The 23,220-nt window shown below is 69.1% G+C and carries 20 protein-coding genes, 2 tRNA genes and 1 pseudogene; 15 read left to right on the top strand and 8 right to left on the bottom strand.

All coding sequences use genetic code 11. From position 1 onward, the window contains the following. Position 1 precedes the first annotated feature (1 nt). From IPK24_06615 to IPK24_06630, 4 genes are all read left to right on the top strand, one after another. Positions 2–1,027 (top strand): catechol 1,2-dioxygenase, encoded by a 1,026-nt coding sequence (locus IPK24_06615; protein ID MBK8075235.1) that lies wholly within the window; start codon positions 2–4, stop codon positions 1,025–1,027. Between the two features lie 143 nt (positions 1,028–1,170). Next, positions 1,171–2,025: a fumarylacetoacetate hydrolase family protein gene (locus tag IPK24_06620; protein MBK8075236.1), complete on the top strand. Its 855-nt coding sequence runs from the start codon at positions 1,171–1,173 to the stop codon at positions 2,023–2,025. Further along, the gene (locus IPK24_06625; GenBank protein MBK8075237.1) at positions 2,026–3,303 is read left to right on the top strand and encodes a GNAT family N-acetyltransferase; all 1,278 of its coding nucleotides are present in this window, start codon (positions 2,026–2,028) and stop codon (positions 3,301–3,303) included. 87 nt (positions 3,304–3,390) lie between these two features. Next, positions 3,391–4,608: a pyridoxal phosphate-dependent aminotransferase gene (locus IPK24_06630; GenBank protein ID MBK8075238.1), complete on the top strand. Its 1,218-nt coding sequence runs from the start codon at positions 3,391–3,393 to the stop codon at positions 4,606–4,608. A 24-nt stretch (positions 4,609–4,632) separates the two neighbouring features. Here the strand turns inward: IPK24_06630 and IPK24_06635 are convergent, their stop codons facing one another. From IPK24_06635 to IPK24_06650, 4 genes are all read right to left on the bottom strand, one after another. Then, positions 4,633–5,985 (bottom strand): hypothetical protein, encoded by a 1,353-nt coding sequence (locus tag IPK24_06635; protein MBK8075239.1) that lies wholly within the window; start codon positions 5,983–5,985, stop codon positions 4,633–4,635. Positions 5,986–5,990: 5 nt separating this feature from the next. After that, entirely contained in the window at positions 5,991–6,476 is a 486-nt protein-coding gene (locus IPK24_06640) for a hypothetical protein (GenBank protein ID MBK8075240.1), read from the bottom strand. Positions 6,477–6,593: 117 nt separating this feature from the next. Next, positions 6,594–7,100 carry a MarR family transcriptional regulator gene (locus IPK24_06645; protein MBK8075241.1) on the bottom strand — a complete coding sequence of 169 codons (507 nt, stop codon included), beginning with the start codon at positions 7,098–7,100 and terminating at the stop codon, positions 6,594–6,596. 40 nt (positions 7,101–7,140) lie between these two features. Next, positions 7,141–7,947: an acetoacetate decarboxylase family protein gene (locus IPK24_06650; protein ID MBK8075242.1), complete on the bottom strand. Its 807-nt coding sequence runs from the start codon at positions 7,945–7,947 to the stop codon at positions 7,141–7,143. Positions 7,948–8,080: 133 nt separating this feature from the next. On the opposite strand from IPK24_06650, the gene IPK24_06655 reads away from it, so the two are divergent. Further along, positions 8,081–9,433, top strand: coding sequence for a glutamine synthetase (locus IPK24_06655; protein ID MBK8075243.1), 1,353 nt, complete (start codon positions 8,081–8,083; stop codon positions 9,431–9,433). Positions 9,434–9,464: 31 nt separating this feature from the next. Beyond that, on the top strand, positions 9,465–10,727 hold the full coding sequence (locus IPK24_06660; GenBank protein ID MBK8075244.1) for a cytochrome P450: 1,263 nt from the start codon (positions 9,465–9,467) through the stop codon (positions 10,725–10,727). A 114-nt stretch (positions 10,728–10,841) separates the two neighbouring features. Here the strand turns inward: IPK24_06660 and IPK24_06665 are convergent, their stop codons facing one another. Next, positions 10,842–12,413: an LCP family protein gene (locus IPK24_06665; protein MBK8075245.1), complete on the bottom strand. Its 1,572-nt coding sequence runs from the start codon at positions 12,411–12,413 to the stop codon at positions 10,842–10,844. A gap of 574 nt (positions 12,414–12,987) precedes the next feature. On the opposite strand from IPK24_06665, the gene IPK24_06670 reads away from it, so the two are divergent. Beyond that, a tRNA-Ser gene (locus IPK24_06670) sits at positions 12,988–13,081 on the top strand. 392 nt (positions 13,082–13,473) lie between these two features. Here the strand turns inward: IPK24_06670 and IPK24_06675 are convergent. Then, the gene (locus tag IPK24_06675; GenBank protein ID MBK8075246.1) at positions 13,474–15,285 is read right to left on the bottom strand and encodes a phosphoenolpyruvate carboxykinase (GTP); all 1,812 of its coding nucleotides are present in this window, start codon (positions 15,283–15,285) and stop codon (positions 13,474–13,476) included. Positions 15,286–15,681: 396 nt separating this feature from the next. Here IPK24_06675 and IPK24_06680 point away from each other — a divergent pair, with 396 nt between their 5' ends. From IPK24_06680 to IPK24_06690, 3 genes are all read left to right on the top strand, one after another. After that, on the top strand, positions 15,682–16,266 hold the full coding sequence (locus IPK24_06680) for a hypothetical protein (GenBank protein ID MBK8075247.1): 585 nt from the start codon (positions 15,682–15,684) through the stop codon (positions 16,264–16,266). Between the two features lie 24 nt (positions 16,267–16,290). Beyond that, complete coding sequence (locus IPK24_06685) at positions 16,291–16,701, top strand: cupin domain-containing protein (GenBank protein MBK8075248.1); 411 nt, start codon at positions 16,291–16,293, stop codon at positions 16,699–16,701. A gap of 96 nt (positions 16,702–16,797) precedes the next feature. Then, positions 16,798–16,870 (top strand) — tRNA-Arg (locus tag IPK24_06690). 45 nt (positions 16,871–16,915) lie between these two features. Here IPK24_06690 and IPK24_06695 read toward each other — a convergent pair. Beyond that, on the bottom strand, positions 16,916–18,379 hold the full coding sequence (locus tag IPK24_06695; GenBank protein ID MBK8075249.1) for a tyrosine-type recombinase/integrase: 1,464 nt from the start codon (positions 18,377–18,379) through the stop codon (positions 16,916–16,918). Beyond that, positions 18,376–18,585 carry a helix-turn-helix domain-containing protein gene (locus tag IPK24_06700; GenBank protein MBK8075250.1) on the bottom strand — a complete coding sequence of 70 codons (210 nt, stop codon included), beginning with the start codon at positions 18,583–18,585 and terminating at the stop codon, positions 18,376–18,378. The genes IPK24_06695 and IPK24_06700 overlap by 4 nt, the downstream gene beginning before the upstream one ends. An 849-nt stretch (positions 18,586–19,434) precedes the next feature. Between IPK24_06700 and IPK24_06705 the strand changes: the two genes are divergently transcribed. The 5 genes and pseudogenes from IPK24_06705 to IPK24_06725 all read left to right on the top strand — a co-directional run bounded on the left by IPK24_06705 (position 19,435) and on the right by IPK24_06725 (position 23,180). Next, entirely contained in the window at positions 19,435–19,893 is a 459-nt protein-coding gene (locus IPK24_06705) for a hypothetical protein (GenBank protein MBK8075251.1), read from the top strand. Between the two features lie 72 nt (positions 19,894–19,965). Further along, complete coding sequence (locus tag IPK24_06710) at positions 19,966–20,586, top strand: hypothetical protein (protein MBK8075252.1); 621 nt, start codon at positions 19,966–19,968, stop codon at positions 20,584–20,586. Positions 20,587–20,655: 69 nt separating this feature from the next. Next, positions 20,656–20,943 (top strand): hypothetical protein, encoded by a 288-nt coding sequence (locus IPK24_06715; GenBank protein ID MBK8075253.1) that lies wholly within the window; start codon positions 20,656–20,658, stop codon positions 20,941–20,943. Between the two features lie 143 nt (positions 20,944–21,086). Then, positions 21,087–22,577 (top strand): IS1634 family transposase, encoded by a 1,491-nt coding sequence (locus IPK24_06720; protein ID MBK8075254.1) that lies wholly within the window; start codon positions 21,087–21,089, stop codon positions 22,575–22,577. Positions 22,578–22,730: 153 nt separating this feature from the next. Then, positions 22,731–23,180: pseudogene (locus IPK24_06725) on the top strand (site-specific integrase). Positions 23,181–23,220 lie beyond the last annotated feature (40 nt).

The following is a 23,220-nucleotide window of genomic DNA, read 5'->3' on the forward strand; positions in this document are numbered from 1 at the left end:
GATGGGTGAAGTGGTGGGGGCGGGCCTGCTGGCCCACGTCCCGACGATCATGTTGCCCGAGGCGGTTCGGCACGAGCTGTACGGGCCGGGGGACACCACGCTGGTGCAGGGGCTGTACGACCTGCGCCGCGAGGTCTTCGAGACCCTCGACTACGACACCGTCGTGGTGCTCGACTCGCACTGGTTCACCACGGTCGAGTTCGTGGTCACCGCGCAGGACCGGCGGGCGGGCCTGTTCACCGCCGAGGAACTGCCGCGCGGCATGTGCCGGGTGCCCTACGACTGGCGCGGTGACCCCGAGCTGGCGCACGCCCATGCCGCCGCGGCCGATGCCCACGGCACCTGGATCACGGCGAACGACGACCCGTACCTGCCGATGTACTACCCGATGCTGAACATGTGGAAGTTCCTCGGTGAGGGAGTGGGCGCTTCCGGATCGGGCCTGGGCGAGGGGCTGGACCCGGGCCGCGACAAGCGCTGGATCGCCGTCTCGGTGGCCCAGACCGGCGACCGGGAGGACTTCCTGCGCGCCGGCCGGGCGCTCGGCGATGCCATCGCCGCCACCGACCGCAAGGTCATCCTGATCGCCTCCGGCGCGCTGTCGCACACGTTCTGGAAGCTGCGTCAGTTGCGCGATCACGAGGCCGCCGCGCCGGAACACATCCACACCCCCGAGGCCTACCAGGCCGACCTGCAGCGCCTGGAGTGGTTCGCCGCCGGCGACCACGCCCGGGTGCTGGCCACCATGGACGAGTTCATGCCCTACCGGCCCGAGGCGATGTTCGCCCACTACCTGATGATGGCCGGAGCGCTCGGTGAGTCCGACCTGACCGCGCCCTCGCGGCAGTACGGCGAGTACGAGAACTCGATCGGCACCGGGCAGGTGCACCTGTGGTTCGACCGGCCCGAGGGCGGCTTCCCCCGTCCACACCGCACCGAGATCGACGCCGACACCCTGCGCCAGAAGGCTGCACTGTCCGGCACCGACCCGGCCGCCCCCACCGTCGACCTCCCCGCCGCCGGCTGATCCCCCCACCCTCGGTGATCATGCAATCCGTGCACAATTGGCCCGTGATCATGCAATCGCTGCACACTCGCAGCCGGGCTTGGGCACGGATTGCCTGATCACGAAGGCCTTGTCGATCCAAAGGAGTTCGTCCGTTGAGTCAGCTGCGTGAGTACCGCCGGATCCTGCTGGACGGCAATGCCGTGGACGTCGTCCGGGACGGCGAGTCGCTGCGGGCCGGTGACGGTCGCGAGGTGGCGATCGCGGACGCCGTCCACCTGCCGCCGGTGACGCCGTCCAAGATCGTCTGTGTGCACCTGAACTACATCTCCCGGGTGACCGAGATGATGACGTCGCTGCCGCCGGCGCCGACCTACTTCCACAAGCCGGTCTCGGCGCTCAACGCGCACGAGAGCGCCGTCGTCCGGCCCGAGGGCTGCACGTGGCTCAACTACGAGGGCGAGATCGTCATCGTGATCGGGCGCACCTGCCGCAACATCTCCCCGGCCGAGGCGGGCGACTACATCCGCGGCTACACGGTCGGCAACGACTACGGCCTGCACGACTTCCGCGACACCGACTCCGGCTCGATGCTGCGGGTCAAGGGCGCCGACACCCTGGCGCCGGTCGGCCCCGGCATCGTCGAGGGCTGGGACTTCCGCGGCAAGGGCATCCAGACCCGGGTCAACGGGGTGGTGAAGCAGGACGGCACCACCGACGAGATGGAGTGGGACATGCACTACCTCGTCGCCGACATCGCCCGCACCATCACGCTGCAGCCCGGCGACCTGCTGTTCAGCGGCACCCCGGCGATCTCGCGCACGGTCTACCCCGGCGACGTGGTCGAGGTGGAGGTCGAGGGCCTGGGCACCCTGCGCAACCACATCATCACCGGCCCGACGCCGATCCGCACCGACGTCGGCGCCCAGCCGACCGAGAGCGAAGAGGTGCTCTCGACCGCGCAGGGCGGCGACTGGGAGTTCCGCGGCATCCGCAAGCCCAAGCCCCCGGCGCACTGAGTGCTCCGGCTGCGCCGGGCGGTGCTGGACGACGTCCCGCTGCTCACCGACTGGAACCGCCAACCGCACGTGCTCGCCGCGCTGAACAACGACGAGCCCTATGACTGGACGGTGGAGCTCACCGAGGCCGATGCGTTCACCGAGCACGTGATCGCCGAGGACGACGGCCGCCCGGTCGGTTACCTGGCGATCATCGACCCGGCGCGTGAGCACACCCACTACTGGGGTGAGGTCGAGCCCGACCAACGGGCGCTCGACATCTGGATCGGCGAACCGGCGGACCTGGGCCGAGGGCTGGGCACACAGATGATGCGCTCGGCGCTGGCGCGGTGCTTCGCCGCGCCCGAGGTGACCGGGGTGCTGCTGGATCCGCTGACCGTCAATGTCGACGCCCGCCGGTTCTACGCCCGGCTCGGCTTCGTCGAGATCGGACCGCGCCGGTTCGGCGAGGATGACTGCACGGTGTACCGAATCGACCGGACGACCTGGGAGCATCGCGCGGACGCCGCCAAGGTCGAGGCCGGCGCCTGGTCGGGTGCGCGCCGTCCGGTGATCGCCATTCCGGCTCGGTTCTCGCAGTCGGCCGCGGCACTGCGTTACCGCGCGGAGGTCGGCGCCGAGGCGCTGATCACGGCGGTGTTCGCGGCCGGGGGAGAACCGGTACTGATCCATCCGCATGCCCCGGGCGGCCGGGTCGACCACGGCGCGGTGCGCGAGCGGATCGCGAGGGCGGACGGCGTCCTGCTACCCGGTGGTGGGGACCTGTCGGCCCGGTGGTACGGCGCCGGCGAGCACGATCGGCTCTACGACGTCGACGAGGAACAGGACGCCTTCGACCTGGCGCTGGCCCGGGTCTGCCTGAACGACGGCATCCCGCTGCTGGCGATCTGCCGTGGTCTGCAGGTGGTCACCGTGGCCCTCGGTGGCACGCTGGTACAACACCTGGGAGATCTTCCGGACGCGGCCAGGGCCGATCACCGTCACCACGTGCACACGGTGGACGTCGAGGCGGATTCCGTTCTGGCCGAAGTGGTCCCGAATCAGCGGATCGAGATCTCGTGCTACCACCACCAGTGTGTCGACGCCCCCGGCGAGGGCATGGTGGTGATCGCCCGGGCCGAGGACGGCATCCCCGAGGCGTACGCGCTGCCCGCGGCGTCCGGCTGGTTCCTGGGCGTCCAGTGGCACCCCGAGGACACCGCACGCGAGAACCCTGACCAGGCGGCGATCTTCGCCGCGCACGTGCGCGCCGCAGCGGCCCGCGGCGTCCGGGCGTGATGCGCCGCGGCCACTCTCGTCGTCCGGCTCGGCCCGGTCGGCGCACCGCCGCACAATTCGTTGGACGCGGCTGAGAGACTGCACCTCATGCGCCGCATCATTCAGAGCAAGAAGCTGCAGCATGTTCGCTACGACGTCCGTGGTCCGATCCTGGTCGAGGCGCAGCGACTCGAGGCCGAGGGCCACAAGATCCTCAAGCTGAACATCGGCAACACGGCACCGTTCGGGTTCCAGGCGCCCGAGGCGATCGTGGCCGACATGATCCACCACCTGCCCGACGCGCAGGGTTACGTCGATTCCCGCGGCATCTACTCGGCGCGCACCGCGGTGGCGCAGTACTACCAGTCGCACGGGCTCACCGAGACCTCGGTGGACGACGTCTTCGTCGGCAACGGGGTCAGCGAGCTGATCACCATGGTGCTGCAGGCGTTCCTGGACGACGGCAACGAGATCCTGGTGCCGGCACCGGATTACCCCCTGTGGACCGGGGCGGTCTCGCTGTCCGGCGGGACACCGGTGCACTACCGGTGTGACGAGACGAACGGCTGGAATCCCGACCTGGCCGACATCGAATCGAAGATCACCGAGAACACGCATGCCCTGGTGATCATCAATCCGAACAACCCGACCGGCGCGGTGTACAGCGAGGCCACGGTGCGGGCGCTGGTCGACATCGCCCGCCGCCACGACCTGGTGATCATGGCCGACGAGATCTACGAGAAGATCCTGTTCGACGACGCGGTGCACCACCATGCGGCGACCTTCGCCGGCGATGACGTCCTCTGCCTGACCTTCTCGGGGCTGTCGAAGGCCTACCGGGTCTGCGGCTATCGCTCCGGCTGGGTGATGATCTCGGGGCCGAAGCACCTGGCCGAGGACTTCCTCGAGGGTCTGACCCTGCTGTCCAACATGCGGATGTGCTCCAACGTGCCGGCGCAGCACGCGATCCAGACCGCGCTCGGCGGCTACCAGTCGATCAACGAGCTGATCGTGCCGGGCGGGCGGTTCTACGAGCAGTCGAAGCTGGCCTCGCGGATGCTCAACGAGATCCCCGGGGTCTCGTGCGTCGAGCCGATGGGCGCGCTGTACTGCTTCCCGCGGCTCGACCCGGACGTGTACCCGATCAAGGACGACGAGGCGTTCGTCATCGACCTGCTGCGGGCCAAGAAGCTGCTGGTCACCCACGGCACCGGCTTCAACTGGTTCGACCCCGACCACTTCCGCCTGGTGACCCTGCCGGACGTGACGGTGCTCACCGAGGCCATCGAGCGGATCGCCGACTATCTCGAGACACTGCGCGCCTGACCGTCTCGACCGAGTGCCCGCCCCTCAGGTCCGCCGCTGCAGTCCGCGATAGACCTCGACCGGGACGCCGTACTGCCAGGCGGCAGCCTCCACCGGGTCGGTGATCGAGGCCGGAACCAGTTCGGCGTAGTGGCGCGGGGCGCCCGAGCGGTCGGGGCTGCCGTTGCGCATCACGAGCAGGTGCCCGTCGACGTCCGGGATCGCGTACAGCCGCAGTGTGGCCGAGGGGTTGCCCGGGTCGGGTGCCTCGGCGATCGGGGTGAAGCCACCGCGCGTGAGGTAGTTCTGCCAGCCCAGGCGTTCGATCGCGAAGCGTCGGATCTCACTGTTGCCCAGGGCATGGATCTCGCGAACCGAGAGTTCACCGCGCACGAGCTCGCCCGAGACCTCGGTGCCGTGGAAGAAGTACTGGGCATCACCGGTGGGCCACACGATCGCCGGCCCATCCTCACCATGCAGGATGAGCTCTTCCCGCCAATCCGTCCCCCGTTCGAACCGCATCGTGGTGGGCGGTTCGAGCACGAGCGTGAGGTAGCGGAACACGGCGACGACGTAGGTCTTGCGCAGCGCATGCGCCGCCTCGAGCAGGCGTCGGGTCGGCTCGTTCGGCACCAGGTCACCGCAGGCCACGAACCAGGCCAGCTCGGTCATCGCCATGGTCCGATCGACGCCGGCTCGGTGATCCCCGTCGGGAGGCACGATGGTCACGTACCGCACACCGTTCCTGAAGTGCGACCCGTGGTGCGTCAGTGTTCCCCTCGGCACGAGCACCCGTGCGTCCAGGTCGATGCGCCACGTCGGAACATAGGAGCCGAGGTTCGGGTGGACGAACCCGACGCGGGTCAAGGGAGCGCCGTTCGCGAACGTCGCCGTTGCCGTGGCGGTCAGACCCGACGCGGGGCCGACCACATCACTGCCGGCCTCTGGCGCCTGCTCCAGAGCCGCCCACCAGATCGAACCGACGACGACGGCGACGGCGAGGACGAGGATGCGTAACCCCGCGCCGCGGCGCTCGTCGATCAGGATCCCCACGGCCAGCAGAGCGGAGGCGAAGAACAGCACCACGCTGAGGAGCTGGCGTCCGCCGCGCAGGATCCGCCGTCGCCGTGACGCCCGGCTCATCCGGGGTAGGCGCTGCCGGATATCGGCGAACCCGCGGAGCTCGTCCGGTGAGCGAACCCAGACGAGGGGTTCGCCCGGTCGCAGCCGATGGCACGTCCGGAACTGCCGGACGCCGCGCTCGATCTCGGCCCGGTCGGCGTCCGTCAGGGGATGAGGACCGTCGGCGGGCAGGCCCCAGGCCTCGACCACGACGAGCGCCTGGGCGCGGCGGAGCGCCTCACGATCGGGGTCAGGGTCGACGGGCTCATCCGACATGCGCGTCAGTCGGCGACATAGTCGACGTACGGGGCGTCGTCTGCGGTGGTCTCGGTCTGGATCAGCTCGAATCGCTGCTCGCGCTTGCGCCGGATCACGAAGCGGCCCGGGCCGATGCCGTTGGCGCCGTGCTCGTCGGTGTGGATGAGCAACGCCGACTGTCCTGCCGGCACCTGCAGCTGGGCAACCACCAAGGTGTCGTCGTCCGCCGCGGCGCCCGTCGTGGACGGCGCGTGGCGCTGCCATGTGACGTCCGGACTGTCGAATCCCCGGTGCAGCCAATGCGTGTTGCCGGTGGCCTCGCCGCGGATCAGCTGGACGCCGTCCTCGGGCAGCGGCTGCCACCCCTGCTCGGGAGCGTTCTCGATCGGCACCACCATGAGATCCCCTTGGGCCTGCGGCCCGGTCAGGATGGGGACGGTGGCGTCCGCGACAAGGTGGTCGGGCACGGTGACACCGATCAGGTCCAGTGCGCTGGCGTAGGTGTGCATGGCACCACTTTCTCGACGAGAGCCCGGGGCGTGTCCGGATGATGATGAACTGTCCCGGCAGGCGCGGGCAACCGGCCCACCCGGACGTCCTCGAGGTGCCGGTGGGACGTCGAGGGGTCAGGAGTCCGACAGGTCCTGGACCCGGGTGGTGACCCGGCGAAGGTGGGCGGTCAGCTCCGCCAGCGCGCCGTCGTCCAGTGCGGTGACCGTCTCGGCCTCGGCGGCGTTGAAGGCGGGGTAGAGCCGCTCCAGCAGCTCGCGTCCGGCATCGGTGAGGTCGAGGAACACCAAGCGCCGATCCCCCTCGACCGGACGACGCTGCAGCAGCCCATCCCGCTCCAGGGTCTTGACCACCCCGGTCAGCGTGGCCTTGGAGATGCTGGCGAGTTCGGCGACCTCACGGGTCTCGAGACCGTGCCAGAGCCACACCGTCCACAGCACCGTGAATCCGCTCCAGGTCAGGCCGGCGGGCCGTAACACGGTGCGGGTCAAGTGATTTCGGACGGCGTTGGCCGCCCGATGCAGGTTCGAGACCGCCAGCGCCACCGGGAAGTCCAGCGCCAGGTGTTGCACCTGCTCCGTCATGGCCTGTTCGATCTCGGCCAGGGAGTGCCGTCGGATCATTGCTCACCATCCGGTGCCGAACTGCCGGTGCTGTCGCTGGCTAGGGCGAAGGGGTCAATCGCTCCAGTGAGGTGCCGCCGTCCCAGACCACCCCGACCTGGCAGTAGTAGCCGCCGATGATCTCGTCGACGCTCAGCCGGTCGAGTTCCTCGGTGGGGGAGGGGAACAGCCGCACGTCGACGTCCCCGGTCCAGGCCTGGCCCCGCTCGAACGCGGCCCCGGACGACGAGATCAGCTCGGCGAACGCGTCCGGCTCACCGCGACCGATGCCCGGGTAGATCCGGTGGTGGGCCATCGGGTGGCCGTTGACGAACCCGTTGGTCTGGCTCGGCTCGCGCAGCGTCACCACGGCTTCGGCCAGGCGTCGGTCGCCGGCAGCCAGGGTGGCCCCGAACATCCCACCCGGGCCGATCTGCGGCGCGCCCTGGGCGAACGGGTGCGGCCGTGTCTGCCACATCGAGCCCAGCTTCTTGGGATAGCCCTGGTGGATGCCGCGGGCGATGGCGAAGTCCTTGTCGACCCAGATGTAGACGCATCGCGAGTACGTCGTCCCGCGGTAGGAGCAGCGGACGACGACGAACGCCTCCTTGTACTGGGCGCGCACCGGGTCGAGCAGTTCGGCGCGCGAGGTCGAACACGACTGCCAGTCGGCCCAGATCAGCGCGACCGCGCCGGGGTCCTCCTCGGCGAGCTCGAGCGGGGCCGGCAGCAACTCGGCGACCCGCGCCGGGTCGGTGCGGTACTCCACGGTGAGCAGGTCGCCGGAGTAGAACCAGGGTGGCGAGGGGATGACGCCGGAATTGCCCTGGGCTGTGCGAGGGTAGAAGAACCCCTTCACATCGGTCATCGGTCCTCCGGGTGTCCAGGCTCTGCGAGTCGTTAGGTTCCGTACGATAATCGCTCGGTCGGTCACAGGGGAACCTCTTGTCGCCGTCGTGAGGGACGGATATTGTTCGTGCCCAAACGAATGGAGGTGTGGCGTGGCTCACGTCGATGAAAGTGCTCTGCAGGCCGCTGCGGACCGGTGTGCCGAACAGGGCATCGACGTCATCCGGCTCGGATATGCCGACCTGATCGGCACCGACCGTGGCCGTGACCTGTTGGTCAACCGCTTCGCGCGGACGGCCGGGCACGGCGTGGCGTTCTGCCGCTCGGTCTACGGCACCACGCCGATGGGTGACGTCGTCGACATCGAGGGCGGTCTGGCCGCCGGTCTGCCCGACATCGTGGCCGTGCCGGATGTCACGACGATGCAGCCGATCCCGTGGGAGCAGGGCGTCGCGCACTGCATCGCCGACCTGTACAACCCCGACGGGTCCCCGTCCGACGAATCACCGCGGCAGGTGCTGCGCCGGGTGGTGGGCAAGTTCGCCGAGCTCGGCATGAAGCCCGTCGCCGGCCCGGAGCTGGAGTTCTACCTGCTGCAGGAATCGACCCGTACCCCCACCGGCTGGGAGCGCTACGGCGAGTCCCCGGGCAACGTGTACGTCTCCGGCCTGAAGGGCGACCCGGAGAATGTCCTGCTGAACGCGCTGCGCCAGCTCGGGGCCTACGGCATCGACGTCGTCGCCGCCAACCACGAGTTCTCCTCCGGCCAGTTCGAGATCAACCTGTGGCACTCCGAGGCGCTCGATGCCGCCGACCGGGCGCACCGGTTCAAGGCCGCCGTCAAGGAGCTCGCCCGTTCGGTGGGCAAGCTGGCCACGTTCATGCCCAAGCCGTTCAACGACGAAGGTGGCTCGGGCTTCCACATCCACTTCTCCACCTGGTCGGACGACGGCACCCCGCTGTTCGACGACCCGAAGGGCGAGCACGGCCTGTCCGACGTCGCCCGGTGGGCCATCGGTGGCGTGCTGCAGCACGCAGCTGCCCTGGCGGCGGTGAGCAACCCGACCATCAACTCCTACAAGCGGTTCGGGCCCGACACCCTGGCGCCCTGGCTGATCGACTGGGGTCTGGACAACCGCTCCGCGATGGTGCGCATCCCGCCCGAGCGCGGCAGCGCCGCCCGGCTGGAGCTTCGTCTGGGCGACTCCAGCGCCAATCCCTACCTGGCCATCGGTGCGTTGCTGGCCGGGGCCTACGTCGGCATCCGCGACAAGATCGAGCCGCCGGCGCCGCTGGAGGGGTACGGCTACAACCCCGAGATCTCGCCCAAGCTGCCGAGCGACCTGGGTCAGGCCCTGGATGCCCTCGAGGCGGATGCCGAGATCACCGAGGTGCTGGGCGAGGCGTTCGTGAAGACCTTCCTGGCCTACAAGCGCAACGAGATCGAGCGTTTCTCCCAGTGGATCACCGACTGGGAGTTCCGCGAGTACACGTACCACATCTGAGTTCGACCGCCCCGCGAGCGAAGGAGCTGCAGTGATCGCCCCGACCCCCGTCCCCCTGGACCAGATCGACCTGAACAACCTGGACTCGTTCCGGGACAATCTGGGTTGGGGGCAGTTCGATACCTTGCGCCGCGAGGACCCGCTGCACTGGAGTGACGAGCCCGCGCCCAACAAGGGGTTCTGGTCGGTCACCCGGTACGAGGACATCGCCGCCGTCGACGGCGACCCGGACACGTTCACGTCGTCCAAGTTCGTCAACATCGAAGAGGTGGACGACGATCTGATGGACGCCCGTCGCTCGATCCTCGAGACGGACGGCGTGCGTCACGCGGCGCTGCGCAAGCTGGTGCAGCGCGAGTTCTCACCGCGCAACCTGCGTCAGTACGAGGACTTCCTGCGCCAGCTCACCCGGGTCACCGTCGACGAGGCGCTGAGCACGCCCGAGTTCGACTTTGTGAAGAAGATCAGCGCCGACTTCCCGATCCAGGTGCTGGCGCGGCTGCTCGACGTCCCCAAGGAGCACACCGGCCAGCTCATCGCCTGGGGCAACGAGTTCGTCGGCAACACCGACCCCGACTACACCAAGTTCCGCGCCGACCTGCCCGAGAGCGACAAGTACAAGCACCTGCCGTTCCGCTCACCGACGGTGCAGGAGGTTTGGGACTACGGCAACAACCTCAAGGCCGAGCGCACCGGGGGCGACGGCACCGATCTGATCTCGATCCTGGCCAACCGCATGCCCGAGGACGGCATTCCGTTGAGCCAGAAGGACTTCGAGAACTACTTCACGCTGCTGGTGATCGCCGGCAACGAGACCACCCGGCACTCGATCAGTCACGCCATGCTCGCGCTGATCAACCACCCCGAGCAGTTGCGGTACCTGCAGGAGGACCCCTCGCGGATCGGAGGGGCGCTCGAGGAGCTGCTGCGCTGGGCCTCGCCGGTCTATCACTTCCGCCGGACGGCGACCCGCGACATCGAGCTGCACGGCAAGACCATCAAGGAGGGCGACAAGGTCGTCATGTGGTTCGCCTCGGGCAACCGCGACGAGGACGTCTTCCCCGAGCCGTACACCCTCGACCTGACCCGCACGAACGTCGACCACATGACGTTCGGCAAGTCCAGCCCCCACCTGTGCCTGGGCAACAACCTGGCCCGGCTGGAGATCCGGCTGATGTTCGAGGAGCTGCTGCCGCGCATCGGCTCGATCGAACTGGCCGGCGAGGTGACCCGGGTGCGGTCGAACTTCGTCAACGGGATCAAGAAGTTCCCGGTGCGCGTCACGCCTGCCTGAGGCTCGACACCCGGTTCACGACGCCGATCGGGCTGCTCACCATCACGGTGAGCAGCCCGATCGCCGTTTCGGTGCGGCCGCTGCAGTTCCGCCGGCGCTGTCCAGGGGGCAGCGTCAGCACACGGCGTTGATGTCCTGGGCCTGCTTGGTGTCCGCCGGTCCGGACTTGCTCGGGGACGGGGTGGGCTTGCCGTTGCCGGGGGTCGCTGCCGGTGACGGCTCGACGGACGGGGTGGGCTCGGCGGTCGGGTTGATGGCCTCTTGCACCAGGCGGTGGACCGCGGCGATGTCCGGGTCGGCGGTGTTGATCACCGAGGAGGTGAACGGCAGCGAGCGCACCGTGGCCTTCTGCACCTTCTGGGTCAGGCTCACCCAGGCGCTCAGATCGGCCAGCGGGATGCCGGTGGTGATGTTGGACTTGGCCGCAGCCGCGATCTGCGGGAAGGCCAGGGCCAGTTTGGCCGGATCGGCCTCCTTGATGACGGCACCGATGACGCAGCGCTGGCGGCGCATCCGGTCGAAGTCATCGGTCGACCAGCGCGAACGCGCGTACCAGAGGGCGTGGTAGCCGTCGAGGTGCTGGTTCGGGCCGGCCTCGATCCAGCCGCCGGTGGCGGTGTGGTTCTCGGAGCTGCCACCGATCGGCAGGCGCTGCCGGACGTTGACCGTGATGCCGCCGATGGCGTCGACGAACTGCATGAACCCACGCAGGTTGAGCATGGAGTACTGGTGCACCGGCAGGCCGGTGACCTGTTCCACCGCATCGGACGTCGCGCGCAGGCCGGCGTCGTAGGCCGAGGGCTGATCGGCGTAGTACTGCTTCCAGTTCTCCTCGCCGAAGGTCCACATGGCGTTGAGCAGGCACTGGGGCACGCCGGCGGCGTCCTGGCACTCGAAGTAGCCCCCGACGTTGTCGGCGGCCTGCCGGCTGCCCGGGGGGAAGGGCACCTTCTGCAGGTTGCGGGGCAGTGAGAACAACACGGTGTCGCCGGTGCGGGTGTTGATACTGGCCAGGATCAGGGTGTCGGGGCGGATGCCGATCCGGTCGGCCCCGGCGTCCGAACCGATGAGCAACACGTTCACCCGGGGCAGGCTGGCCCAGGGGTCGCCGCCGTTGGCCTTGTTGGGCCGGGCGCCCCCGGCAGTCGTGGTACCCGTGCCGCTGCCGAAGATGCCCGTCACGGTGTCGCGCAGGATGAGGGCGTAGCTACCGGCCTTGGCCGTGGGCAGCGCCACCAGGGTGACCAGCGCCGCGACCAGCAGCGAGCTCACCAGCCGCTGCCCGGTGCCCAGGTGGGCGTATCGCCGCAGCGAGGCGTGGGTGCCGAGCACCACGGCGACCCAGAGCAGCAGGATCGTGAGCAGACCGACCGCGAGCACGATCAGCCGGTTGGGGTTGCTCACCATCGAGCCGACCAGGCCCACCGGATCGCCCACCAGGGCGAAGGTGACCGCGGCGGAGAACACCAGTGAGGCGATGGCGATGGCGATGGTGCCGCTGATCCGGCGCCCGGCGGCGATCAGCCCGGCACCGGGCAGGAGGGTGCCCAGCAACGTCCAGCCGACGACCCGGGGGTAGTTCTGCCCGTAACTCGTGGCGTGTCGTCCGCGTGCCGGATCGGGGTCACGTTGCAGGCTGGTGACGGCCTCCGGGCCGTACCCTCGGGGCGCGCCCGATGAGGGCATGGAGGGCCCGGACGCGTCGGTGTAGCCATCGGGTGGTGGTGCGGACGAGGTGTGTTGAGCTTGGCCGTGGTGACCACGCTGGGCCTCTCGGGCGTCGCGACGACGCATCGGAGCCTCTGAGTCGCGCCAGGAATGCCGACCGGAGTGCGGCGCGACCTGGGTCACAGCAGGCACCTCCGAGGAATGGTGCACGGGAGCCCATCCGATGGTCGCGCGGTCGACGGCCAGGTCATCGGATCGTGCCGTGCATGTTCGGTAGGCATCATCGTCGCATACGGTCGGTCTGTCGAGGGCATCGATGGCCGTCGAAACCCTGCCGCCGCAACGCACTCCAAGGCGTTCAGTAATCGCCATCACTGCAGGTCAGGGGCTCGGCTGTGGTCTCGGGCACAGACCGGGAACGGAGGGCCGTGGCACTAGGGTTGTGTCACAACAGGGTGACTCTGTGTGGTCGTTCCGGAGGGCACCGAGCCCTGCCGGGGGATGCCGAGGAATCGCTCGATCGGCCGATCGGTCACCGGGGCTACCGCTTTGCCCGCTGTCGGCTGCGACCGCTACCCTGGCGCAGTCAGGAGGAGGTGTCGCCTAGTCCGGTCTATGGCGCCCGCCTGCTAAGCGGGTTTGGGGCTAAAACCCCATCGCGGGTTCAAATCCCGCCGCCTCCGCCAACGAGAAGCCCCGGGCGTCAGCCCGGGGCTTTCTCGTGGCCGGAGGCGGCGGTGGTGCCGGGAGTGGCAAGGAGGCGCGCGGAGCGGGCCTCCTTCCCGCGGTTCCCGCCGCCTCCGCAGGAGAAGTTCCCCCTTGCGGCCATGATCACCGTTAGATCGCAGTTTGCACCGGTCCAGGCGGAGCAAACTGCGATCCAACGGTGATCATGGGGCTGGGGGCTGGGGCTGGGGGCTGGGGGCTGGGGGCTGGGGGCTGAGGGGCTGAGGGCTGAGGGGCTGAGGGCTGAGGGCTCAAACAGAGGAGTGGCCGGTCGCCCACCACGGAGACCGGCCACCCACACTCTGTTGCCCAGGATGACCCGGGGGTTGGAGTCAGGAACGGAGTGCTGAGATCACTGCATGCCGAGACGGGTCTTCAGAGAGTCCAGCTCGTCGAGCAGCGTGGACGGCGTCTTCGGACCGATCTTGGCGAACCACTCCTCGATCAGCGGGACCTCGTTGCGCCAGGCCTCGGCGTCCACCGAGGTGACCTCGTCGACGTCGGCCTCCGAGATGTCCAGGCCGGACACGTCGAGCGAGCCGTGCGCCGGCACCATGCCGATCGGGGTCTCGACCGCGTCGGCCGTGCCCTCGATGCGACCGATGATCCACTCGAGCACGCGGCTGTTGTCGCCGAATCCGGGCCACAGGAAGCGGCCCTCCTCGCTCTTGCGGAACCAGTTGACGAAGAAGATCTTCGGCAGCTTGGTCTCGTCGGCGGTCTTGCCGATCGACAGCCAGTGCTTGAAGTAGTCGCCCGCGTGGTAGCCGATGAACGGCAGCATCGCCATCGGGTCACGTCGCACGACGCCGACGGCGCCGGTGGCGGCAGCGGTGGTCTCGCTGCTCGTGGTGGCGCCGATGAACACGCCGTGCGCCCAGTCGCGGGCCTCGGTCACCAGCGGGACGACGGCGCGACGGCGGCCGCCGAACAGGATCGCCGAGATCGGCACGCCCTGCGGGTCGTCGTACTCCTCGGCCAGGATGGTGCAGTTCTTGATCGGGGTGCAGAACCGGCTGTTCGGGTGGCTGCTGAGCTCGCCGCCGTCCGGCGTCCAGGAACGCTTCTTCCAGTCGGTCAGGTGCGCCGGGGGCTCCTTGGTGGCGCCCTCCCACCAGACGTCGCCGTCGTCGGTCAGGGCGACGTTGGTGAAGATCGAGCCACCGGCGGCGGCGGCGCGCATCGCGTTGGCGTTGGTGTCCCAGCCGGTGCCGGGGGCGACGCCGAACAGACCCGCCTCGGGGTTCTGCGCGTAGAGCCGGCCGTCGGGGCCGAACCGGATCCAGGCGATGTCGTCACCGATCATCTCGGCCTTCCAGCCGGGAACGGTGGGTTCGAGCATGGCCAGGTTGGTCTTGCCACACGCGCTCGGGAACGCTGCGGCGATGTAGTAGGACTTCTCGGCCGGGCTGGTCAGCTTGAGGATCAGCATGTGCTCGGCCATCCAGCCCTCGTCCCGGGCCATGACCGAGGCGATGCGCAGGGCGTAGCACTTCTTGCCCAGCAGGGCGTTGCCGCCGTAACCGGAGCCGTAGGACCAGATCTCGCGGCTCTCGGGGAAGTGGCTGATGTACTTGGTGTCGTTGCACGGCCACGGCACGTCCTGCTCGTGGTCGGCGAGCGGGGCGCCCACACTGTGCAGGCACTTCACGAACGGGGCGTCGGTGCCCATGGCGTCGAGCACGTCCTGGCCCATGCGGGTCATGATGCGCATCGAGACGACCACGTAGGGGCTGTCGGTGATCTCGACACCCAGCACGGGCTTCTCGGCATTGAGCCGACCCATCACGAACGGGATCACGTACATGGTGCGGCCGCGCATCGCCCCGTCGAACAGCGGGGTGAGGGTGGCCTTCATCGCGTCCGGGGCCATCCAGTGGTTGGTGGGGCCGGCGTCCTCGGGGTCGACCGAACAGATGAACGTGCGGTCCTCGACCCGGGCGACGTCGCTGGGGTCGGAGGCGCACCAGTAGCTGTCGGGCTTCTTGTCGAGCTTGGTGAACGTGCCGCCGGCGATCAGGCTGGCCATCATCTGCTCGTTCTCGGCCTCGGAGCCGTCACACCAGTACACGGCGTCCGGCTTGGTCAGGGCGGCGATCTCGTCCACCCACGCCTTGAGGGCGTCATGGTTGGTGGGGGCGTCAGTGGTGGTGGATGTGGTCACGTGGCTGCCTTCCTCGAGCTCGGACCCGTTTGGGGAAACGCTCGGGGGCACGCCCCAGAGCGGCGTCGTCTCAACCCACGTTTGCCGGCCGGACGGCAGCTCACGTGGACGGCTGTTTCGACCCTACGGGGTCGCCTTTCGGCGTCCCCCGGACAGAGGTCCCCATGAACTGTACGGGTCACTCGGGCCGATCACCTCTGGAGGTCAAAGCCGCAGGTGAAGCCGCATGTTGCCCTGGTTGCGGACGGCGTGTTGGATATCACGCCAGGGTTGCCTGCCGGAGGGTCCGACCCGCCCGCGAGTCGACCCTGCACCTGCCCACGACGAGTGGGGGACGAGTGGGGGACGATGGGGGGACGGGTAGGTGAATCCTGCGGGTCGAAGAGGTGAGGACCGGTGCCACGCCGAGCTGGGCAGAACACCCCGACGGCGGCCGTCGCCGGGGTGCTGACCGCCGTGGCGCTGGCCCTGGCGATCGGCGGCCCGACCGGTGCGCACCGGGCTGGGGTGTCGGTGGCCGACCCGGGACGGTGCGCGGCGTCGTCCGGGCAGGTCGCCTACCCGCCGCGCGCCGATCGCGACCGGACGGTGCTTCCCGTGGGCTACCGGGCCTTGGCCCCGGTGACCGCGGTGTGGTGCCGATACGGTCCGGACGGCGCGCTGACCGCCGCCTTCGATCTGGACGCCGCGCGCAGCGCGCGGCTCGCGGCGGTGCTGGCCACCCCGGTTGGCGGTTGGCCGCTCGATGCCCTGGCGGCCAAGACGATCCCCCCGATGACAGCCGCCCAGGTGGCCGCTGCCTCGGCGCCGAGGTGCGCGGCGCCGGCGGCAGCCGAGTGGGTCCGGTTCACCTACGGCCAGGGTCCGGACGCCGCGGTACTGGTGCGTCCGGCGCCGTGTCGCGACGCCGCCAACGGAGTGCTGCGGCTGCGGGCCTCGGCCGAGCTGCTGGCCGAGTTCGCCGCGCTGGCGCCTCGGTGATCCGGCCGGGGTAGCGTGAAGGTCATGGCAGATCACGGATCAGACCCGTATGTCGTGAACATCGAGGCGGCCACGCTGGAGAACACGGCCTTCCGGACCACGATCTGGACCGGGACGACGCTGCAGCTCACCGTCATGAGCATCCCGGTGGGCGGTGAGATCGGGCTCGAGGTGCACGGCGACATCGACCAGTTTCTGCGGATCGAATCCGGGCGAGGTCGGGTGCAGATGGGTCCGGCGTCCGACCAGCTGACGTTCGAGCGCGAGGTGGCCGACGACGATGCGGTCCTGGTGCCGGCGGGGTCCTGGCACAACATCACCAACATCGGGGACGACGCGCTGAAGGTCTACTCGATCTACGGCCCGCCGGAGCACCCGCACGGCACCGTCCACGCCACCAAGGCCGAGTCGGACGCCGCCGAGCATCACCACTGACGCGGCGCGGGACACACCCCCGAATCCGATTCGGCCAGTCGGGGGGCCGTCCGCTAACATCGTCTCCTGCTGCTGTCCCTGCGGTCAGCAGCGCCAGCGCCCGTAGCTCAACGGATAGAGCATTTGACTACGGATCAAAAGGTTAGGGGTTCGAATCCCTTCGGGCGCGCAGCGCATTTCCTCAGTAAACAGCCTCTGACCAGCGGTGACGTGGTCAGGGGCTGTTCTCGTCCTGTCCGGTCGTGGTCGGGTCGGAGTGGTCTTCGGTGTCCTTCCGCCCCACCGGCGCCCCACCGTTTGGTGTCGTTGCCTCGCCGATGGTGGCCTGGATCCGGGTGAGGTGGGCGTCGACGCCGCCGTCGATGCACTTGGCGTAGACGCGCAACAGGACCTCGACGCTGTGTCCGGCCCATTCGGCGACTTGGGGCGCGGGGACGCCGGCGCTGAGCCAGGTGGAGACGGCGGCGTGGCGCAGGTCGTAGGGGCGGGCGGCGAGGGGGGAAGCGGCCTGGGCGGCGGTGAGTGCCCGATCTCGGGCACGTCGCCAGATGGTGCGGTAGGTGAGGCTGGACAGGGCCTCGCCGCGCTCGCCGCGGAAGATCGGGTCGGTCTCGCCGCAGGGCCAGGTGGCGAGGTGGTGGCGCAGCAGGGCGACGAGGGCCGGCGGTGCGGGGGTGCGGCGGGACTCGCCACGGCTGCGGTGCTTGAGCTGGCGGGTGCTGCGCCGGGTGTTGTCGTCGGTCCACTGGCGTTCGATCTCGGGGGCGGCGCGGCAGGCGGTGATCCATCCCCAGCCGTCGCCGTCGGGCAGGTCGAGGTCGAAGGGTCGAAGGGCGACGGCCTCCTCCGGGCGCAGCGCGGCGTAGTACAGGCAGCCGAAGAACGCGACCAGATGTGGTCCGCTGCGCGGGGTGTTCCGGACCGCGTCGAGCAGGGCGCGGACCTGGTCGGGGTTGGCCACGGCGCGGCGGTCGACGGTGCCTGCTGTGCGCGGGGTCTTCCAGCTGAGCGTGGTGAGCGGGTTGTGGTCGAGGACCCCGAGCTCGACGGCGTAGGAGAAGGCATTGGAGAGGATCCGGCGTTTGAGTGTCGTGGACCGTCCCGCGGCGCGCTGGCCGTCCAGCCGGGTGGAGATCCGCTCGACGACCAAGCGCAGGACGTCGGGTTGCTGGAGGTCGCCCAGTGGACGGGCGTGCCGCTGAAGGCTGTCCAGGAGGGCCGTGACGTCTTCAGGCTGTTCGGGGGTGCCGCGTCGTCTGGTGTTGAACGCCCAGTTGTAGAGCGCGGAGCGCGCCGCCTGGGCCTCGTCCGTGGAGACCTCGATGGTGAGCAGCACCGGGGTGATCGAGGCGAGCGCCTCGGCGATGGACTTGCGGTGGTTCGGCGATGCGTCGGGCCACTTCATGTCGATGTACCGGCAGGCGAAGTCGTACCAGGTGAGTCTCGAGACCGAGCCGCGGATGGTGCTCACCGGGCGACCGCTCTCGATATCGAAGGCCTCGCCCTTGCGTTGGGCCGCGACGAGTTCGGACCGGAAGCTGTCGGCAGCTGCGGCCGTCCGGAAGACCGACTTCCATCGGCGTCCGGCGACGAACCAGGTGACCCGATAGCTGGTGGCGCGCTTGCCGACGTACCTCTCGACCGACCAGACGCGGACGTCGAAGGTGGTCTGCCTCAAGCCGCTTCCTCGCGGCCGCGCAGCCACCGGTCGAGTTCGGAGCGCCGCACCCGGATCGCGCCGTTCGGCAGCTTGATGCACCGAGGAGCGCGGCCCTTGGCCCGCCAGTCGTAGAACGTCGATCGCGAGATCTGCAGCTCCGCGCAGACCTGGGGGAGCGTCAGGCTGGTGCGTGATTCGCCGGCGAGGCGGGTGAGCGTGCCCATGTGGCACCTCCAGGTGAGTTGATGCAGTCGGGCTGAGCCGAGATCGCTCGGTCGCAACAAAGTAGCACGGACCGTAGGGACGTACCAGGCGTTGCAGGTACGCGACTGTCGCTGAGTCGCGCCGCTTCAGGTGGTTGTGCCAGTGGGTTCGACCGCGCCCGGTCGACGTGGTGGGGCGGCCCCGCCGGGCCGCGCCCAGCGGGCGTGCAGCTCGCGTAGTGACGTCACTACCTCTAGCTCGCTCCCGCCTGAACCAGAGGGGGTCTCGTCGCCACAAGGGCGGGCGAAGGCGCCCCGGGCGCAGGGCCTGAGCGGCCCTCGGAAGGACTCCCGCCGTGGTCATCGCAGACTGGAAGGGCATGCCGTCCAGGGGCGCCGGGTCTGACGCCGACGGTGTCCAGAGGCTGTCGCAGGCGTCCGCCCGGTGCCCGTGGCCAGATCGGTGCCCTTGGCGACGGGGGGCCCGCGCCTGGCGTTCGCGGCATCGCCAGGAGGGTGATGACGGATGACGGATCAGAGCCTTTTCCACATTTTCCCGCGTACGTATACGCGTACGCGGGTAATAGCGGCTGACCCCCAAATCCGTCATCCGTCATCACCCCGGCCCGCGGGTCGGCCACGGGTGTCACCCCTGAGGCGATCCCGTTCTCCCGGCCCGTCACCCGGATGCGGAGACAGGGGGTAACACGGGCGCTGACCTGCACCGTCATCCGATCTGGGGCGGAAAGGCCGGTGGGGGTACTCACCTTCGTCAGCGGACCGTTACCCCACCGCGTGGCCTCGTCACCTATCCGTCATCGGCCCGATGGGTGACGGGTCGACGAACGTCCGTTGGCAACGGTTCACGGCGTGAAGAAGCCCACCGATGACCAAGAACGCACCGCGTCGATCGAACCGAGCGAGTCTGTGACGGCCCTTGACCGTCATTCCGTGAACCCCCGTCGTCACCGTGCCCGTCATCCCCGACCACGCGTCGAAGAGGGGCACGTCATCGGAGTCAACGGTGAAGCGCCGCGTGCTGCGGTCGACATCGGCCCAGAGGACGACGCCACGCCCGTCACGGAGGAAGACATCGCCACTGTCGCGTGCTGGCGGTGCGGCGTCGACATCCAGCCGATTCCCGCCAGCGCGGTGAGCGTGGACGGGTCCTGCCCAGACTGCGCCCTGCAACAGGCTTGCCAAGGACTCGGCCATGTCTGGGCGCCCTGGACGGAGATGGGTCCGTCACTCAGCGGCCGCTGGCCGAGCGGACGAGCGCGCTACTGCCGTGTCTGCACCCACGGCGAATACGATCCGCCTGCCGCCTGAGCCCTCGACGCAGTGGCGGCCACCGGGGCAGCTGGTAGGACCGCGCAGCCCCTACCCCCGTAGGGTGGCGGAGTGCGCAGCCGCAGGACACGCCCAGCAACGCCGGTGCAACCCGCGCCGGACGTCGAGTGGCTCACCCCCGCTCCGGACGGCAGTCACGTGGAACTGGCCTGGCCAGAGGCCGACGGCCCGTACACGTTGACCTGTCACCTGGCCAGGGTGGACGGGCGCACGATGCTGGTCGGCCTGGACATCCGCAGCTTCACCCTCGATGCCGACGGCGAACCGGTGCCGGGCACGGGCGGGCTGGTCGAGGTGAACCACCCCGCGCTGCGCTCGCTCAGAGCGGGCGAGATCGCCGAGGCCGCCCGCGCCACCCTTGCGGTTCTGCTGGCCACCAAGGCCACGTCCCGTGCCTTGAGTAAGGACGCCCGCCAAGCCGCCGCCCGAACCCTGGAGACCCTCACCGCGCCGAGCCGGCCGGGCGCCCGGTCACGCCCCGCCGGCAGCCAACTGGAGAAGGTCGCCGGACTCTTCAATCAGGCCGTCGCAGCCGGCGGCGACTCAGCCCGCCGACCCTCGATCTACGTCCACCAAGCCCTCGTCGAAGAGGGCCAAGACGTCAGCCTGAACACCGTCCGCGGCCAGATACACCGCGCCCGCGTCAAAGGCCTCATCCCACTCGCACCCTGACCGACGCTATGCGGGATGCATGGCAGCGGACGACTCCTCACTCTCGCGCAAGGCTCAGTGGCGCAGAAGATGTCCGTCACGCCAGCCGACGTCCTGGCCACCGTCATCCACCGCATCCGGCAACCCTCCGGTTCGGTCGCCTGCGTGGCGTCCTACGACCCGCACGAACGGGTCTGGAACCCGCCGATGCCGCTGCTGTTCCAACGCCAGATCGGTATGGACACCCGCGCCATCCCCGCCGGCACGATCAGGGACTGGATCTGCCGGTCACTGCCTGACACCGGGCCGGCTGACACCGGCCGCGAGGGCGCCGGGCAGACGAGCTCGGCGGGACCCGACTTGGCTCACGTTTGGTGATCTTGGTGTGTTGCGGGGCTGTGACCTGCGGCGACGTTGATTGATCATGGGTTTGGTGTGCACTAGCCGGGGGGTGTGGGTCGTAGGCTCGGTGGGTGTCTCCTTACGTTCGGACGGTGCGGACGTCTTCGGGTGCGCGGGCGGTGCAGATCGTGCACTCGTCGCGGCGGGGGTCGCGGGAGATCACTCATGTCGGGTCGGCGCACACCGATGCCGAGTGGGAGGTGTTGAAGGCCGCGGCGTGGCAGCAGGTGGCGGCCGGGCAGGGTGAGCTCGACCTCGGCCTGGAGGGTGGGTCGGGTGGGTCTGCTGGTCGGGGTGCTCCGTTGCCGATCACGGCCTCGCGGATGGGGTACCTGTGGGAGGCGTTGAGTCGTGCCTACCAGGTCCTGGGGTTCGATGCCGCGGCCGGTGGGGACGGGGTGTTCCGGGATCTGGTGCTGGCCCGGATCATCGAGCCGACCAGCAAGCTCGACGCGGCCCGGGTGTTGGAGGAGGCGGGTGTGCCGGCCGCGTCGTATGCGACGTTGAAGCGGCGACTTCCGATGTATGCCAAGGCGTCCTGGCAGCAGAAGCTGTCCGCGGCATGCGCCGCCCATGCCGGGCTGGGTCCGGCCAGCCTGGTCCTGTTCGACGTGTCCACCCTGTATTTCGAGACCGATCAGGGAGACGGGTTCCGGGAGAGCGGATTCTCCAAGGAACGCCGCCTGGAACCACAGATCACGATCGGCCTGCTCACCGACGCATCGGGATTCCCGTTGGCGGTCAACGCGTTCGAGGGCAACAAGGCGGAGAAGGCCACCATGCTCCCGGTCATCGAGGCCTTCATGCGCGCTCACCAACTCAGAGACGTGACGGTGGTCGCCGACGCCGGGATGATCTCCGCGGCCAACCAGGAGGCGATCGAGGAAGCGGGCCTGTCGTTCATCCTCGCCGTGAAGATCCCCGAACTGCCCTACTGCGTGCGGACCTGGCAGGCCAAGAACCCCGGTGAGCCGTTCACCGACGGGCAGATCTTCACCCAACCCTGGCCCGCCGGCGCCAAGGACACCCGCCGCGACCAGGTCATCTACTACCAGTACCGCGCTGATCGTGGCCGGCGCACGCTACGCGGCATCGACGAACAGGTCGCCAAGGCCGAGAAGGCCGTCGCCGGCAAGACCGCCATCAAACGGAACCGGTTCGTCAAACTCACCGGCGCCGACAAGAGCGTCAACCGCGCCCTGGAAACCAAGGCCCGGTCCCTGGCCGGGATCAAGGGCTACGTCACCAACCTGGCCGCCTGCCCCGACGGCACCGCGATCACCGCCGACTTCGTGATCGGCGCCTACCACCGGCTCTACCTGATCGAGAAGGCCTTCCGCATGTCCAAGCACGACCTGGCAGCCCGACCGATCTACCACCACAAGAAGGAATCGATCGAAGCCCACCTGACCATCGTGTTCGCCGCCCTGGCCATCTCCCACTGGATCGAGACCACCACCGACTGGTCGATCAAGAAGTTCGTGCGGACCCTGCGGCGCTACCGCACCATCACCATCCAGGCCGGCGCCCACACCATCACCGCCGAAGACCCCCTACCGCACGAGATCCGCGACATCATCACCAAGATCAACTCAACCGGACGACACTAGCCTGAGCCAAGTCGGGTCCAACGCCAGATCGGTATGGACACCCGCGCCATCCCCGCCGGCACGATCAGGGACTGGATCTGCCGGTCACTGCCTGACACCGGGCCGGCTGACACCGGCCGCGAGGGCGCCGGGCAGACGAGCTCGGCGGGAGGGCCGCTACGGTTCACCCCGCATGACTTTCGAAGGATCTTCATCACCGACGCCGTGCTGCACGGCATGCCACCCCACATCGCTCAACTCGTCGCCGGGCACCGGGACATCAACACCACCATGGGTTACAAGGCCGTCTATCCCGAGGAAGCGATCAACGGCCACCACGCGTTCATCGCCCGTCGACGAGCCCTGCGACCCAGCGAGGAGTACCGCGCCCCGACTGATGCCGAGTGGCAGGAGTTCCTCGGCCACTTCGAGCACCGCAAGGTCTCCCTGGGCACCTGCGGGCGCTCCTACGCCACCGCCTGCATCCACGAACACTCCTGCCTGCGCTGCCCGCTGCTGCGCCCCGATCCCGCTCAACGCCACCGCCTCGTCGACGTCCGAGACAACCTCATCGCCCGGATCGACGAGGCTCGCCGTGTCGGGTCTGTAGGGCCAACGGTGTAACCGGCCTGACGGGTAGACCAGCGTGTCTGCCAGGAAGGTC

The sequence above is a fragment of the Kineosporiaceae bacterium genome (genome assembly GCA_016713225.1).
Lineage (GTDB): Bacteria > Actinomycetota > Actinomycetes > Actinomycetales > Kineosporiaceae > JADJPO01.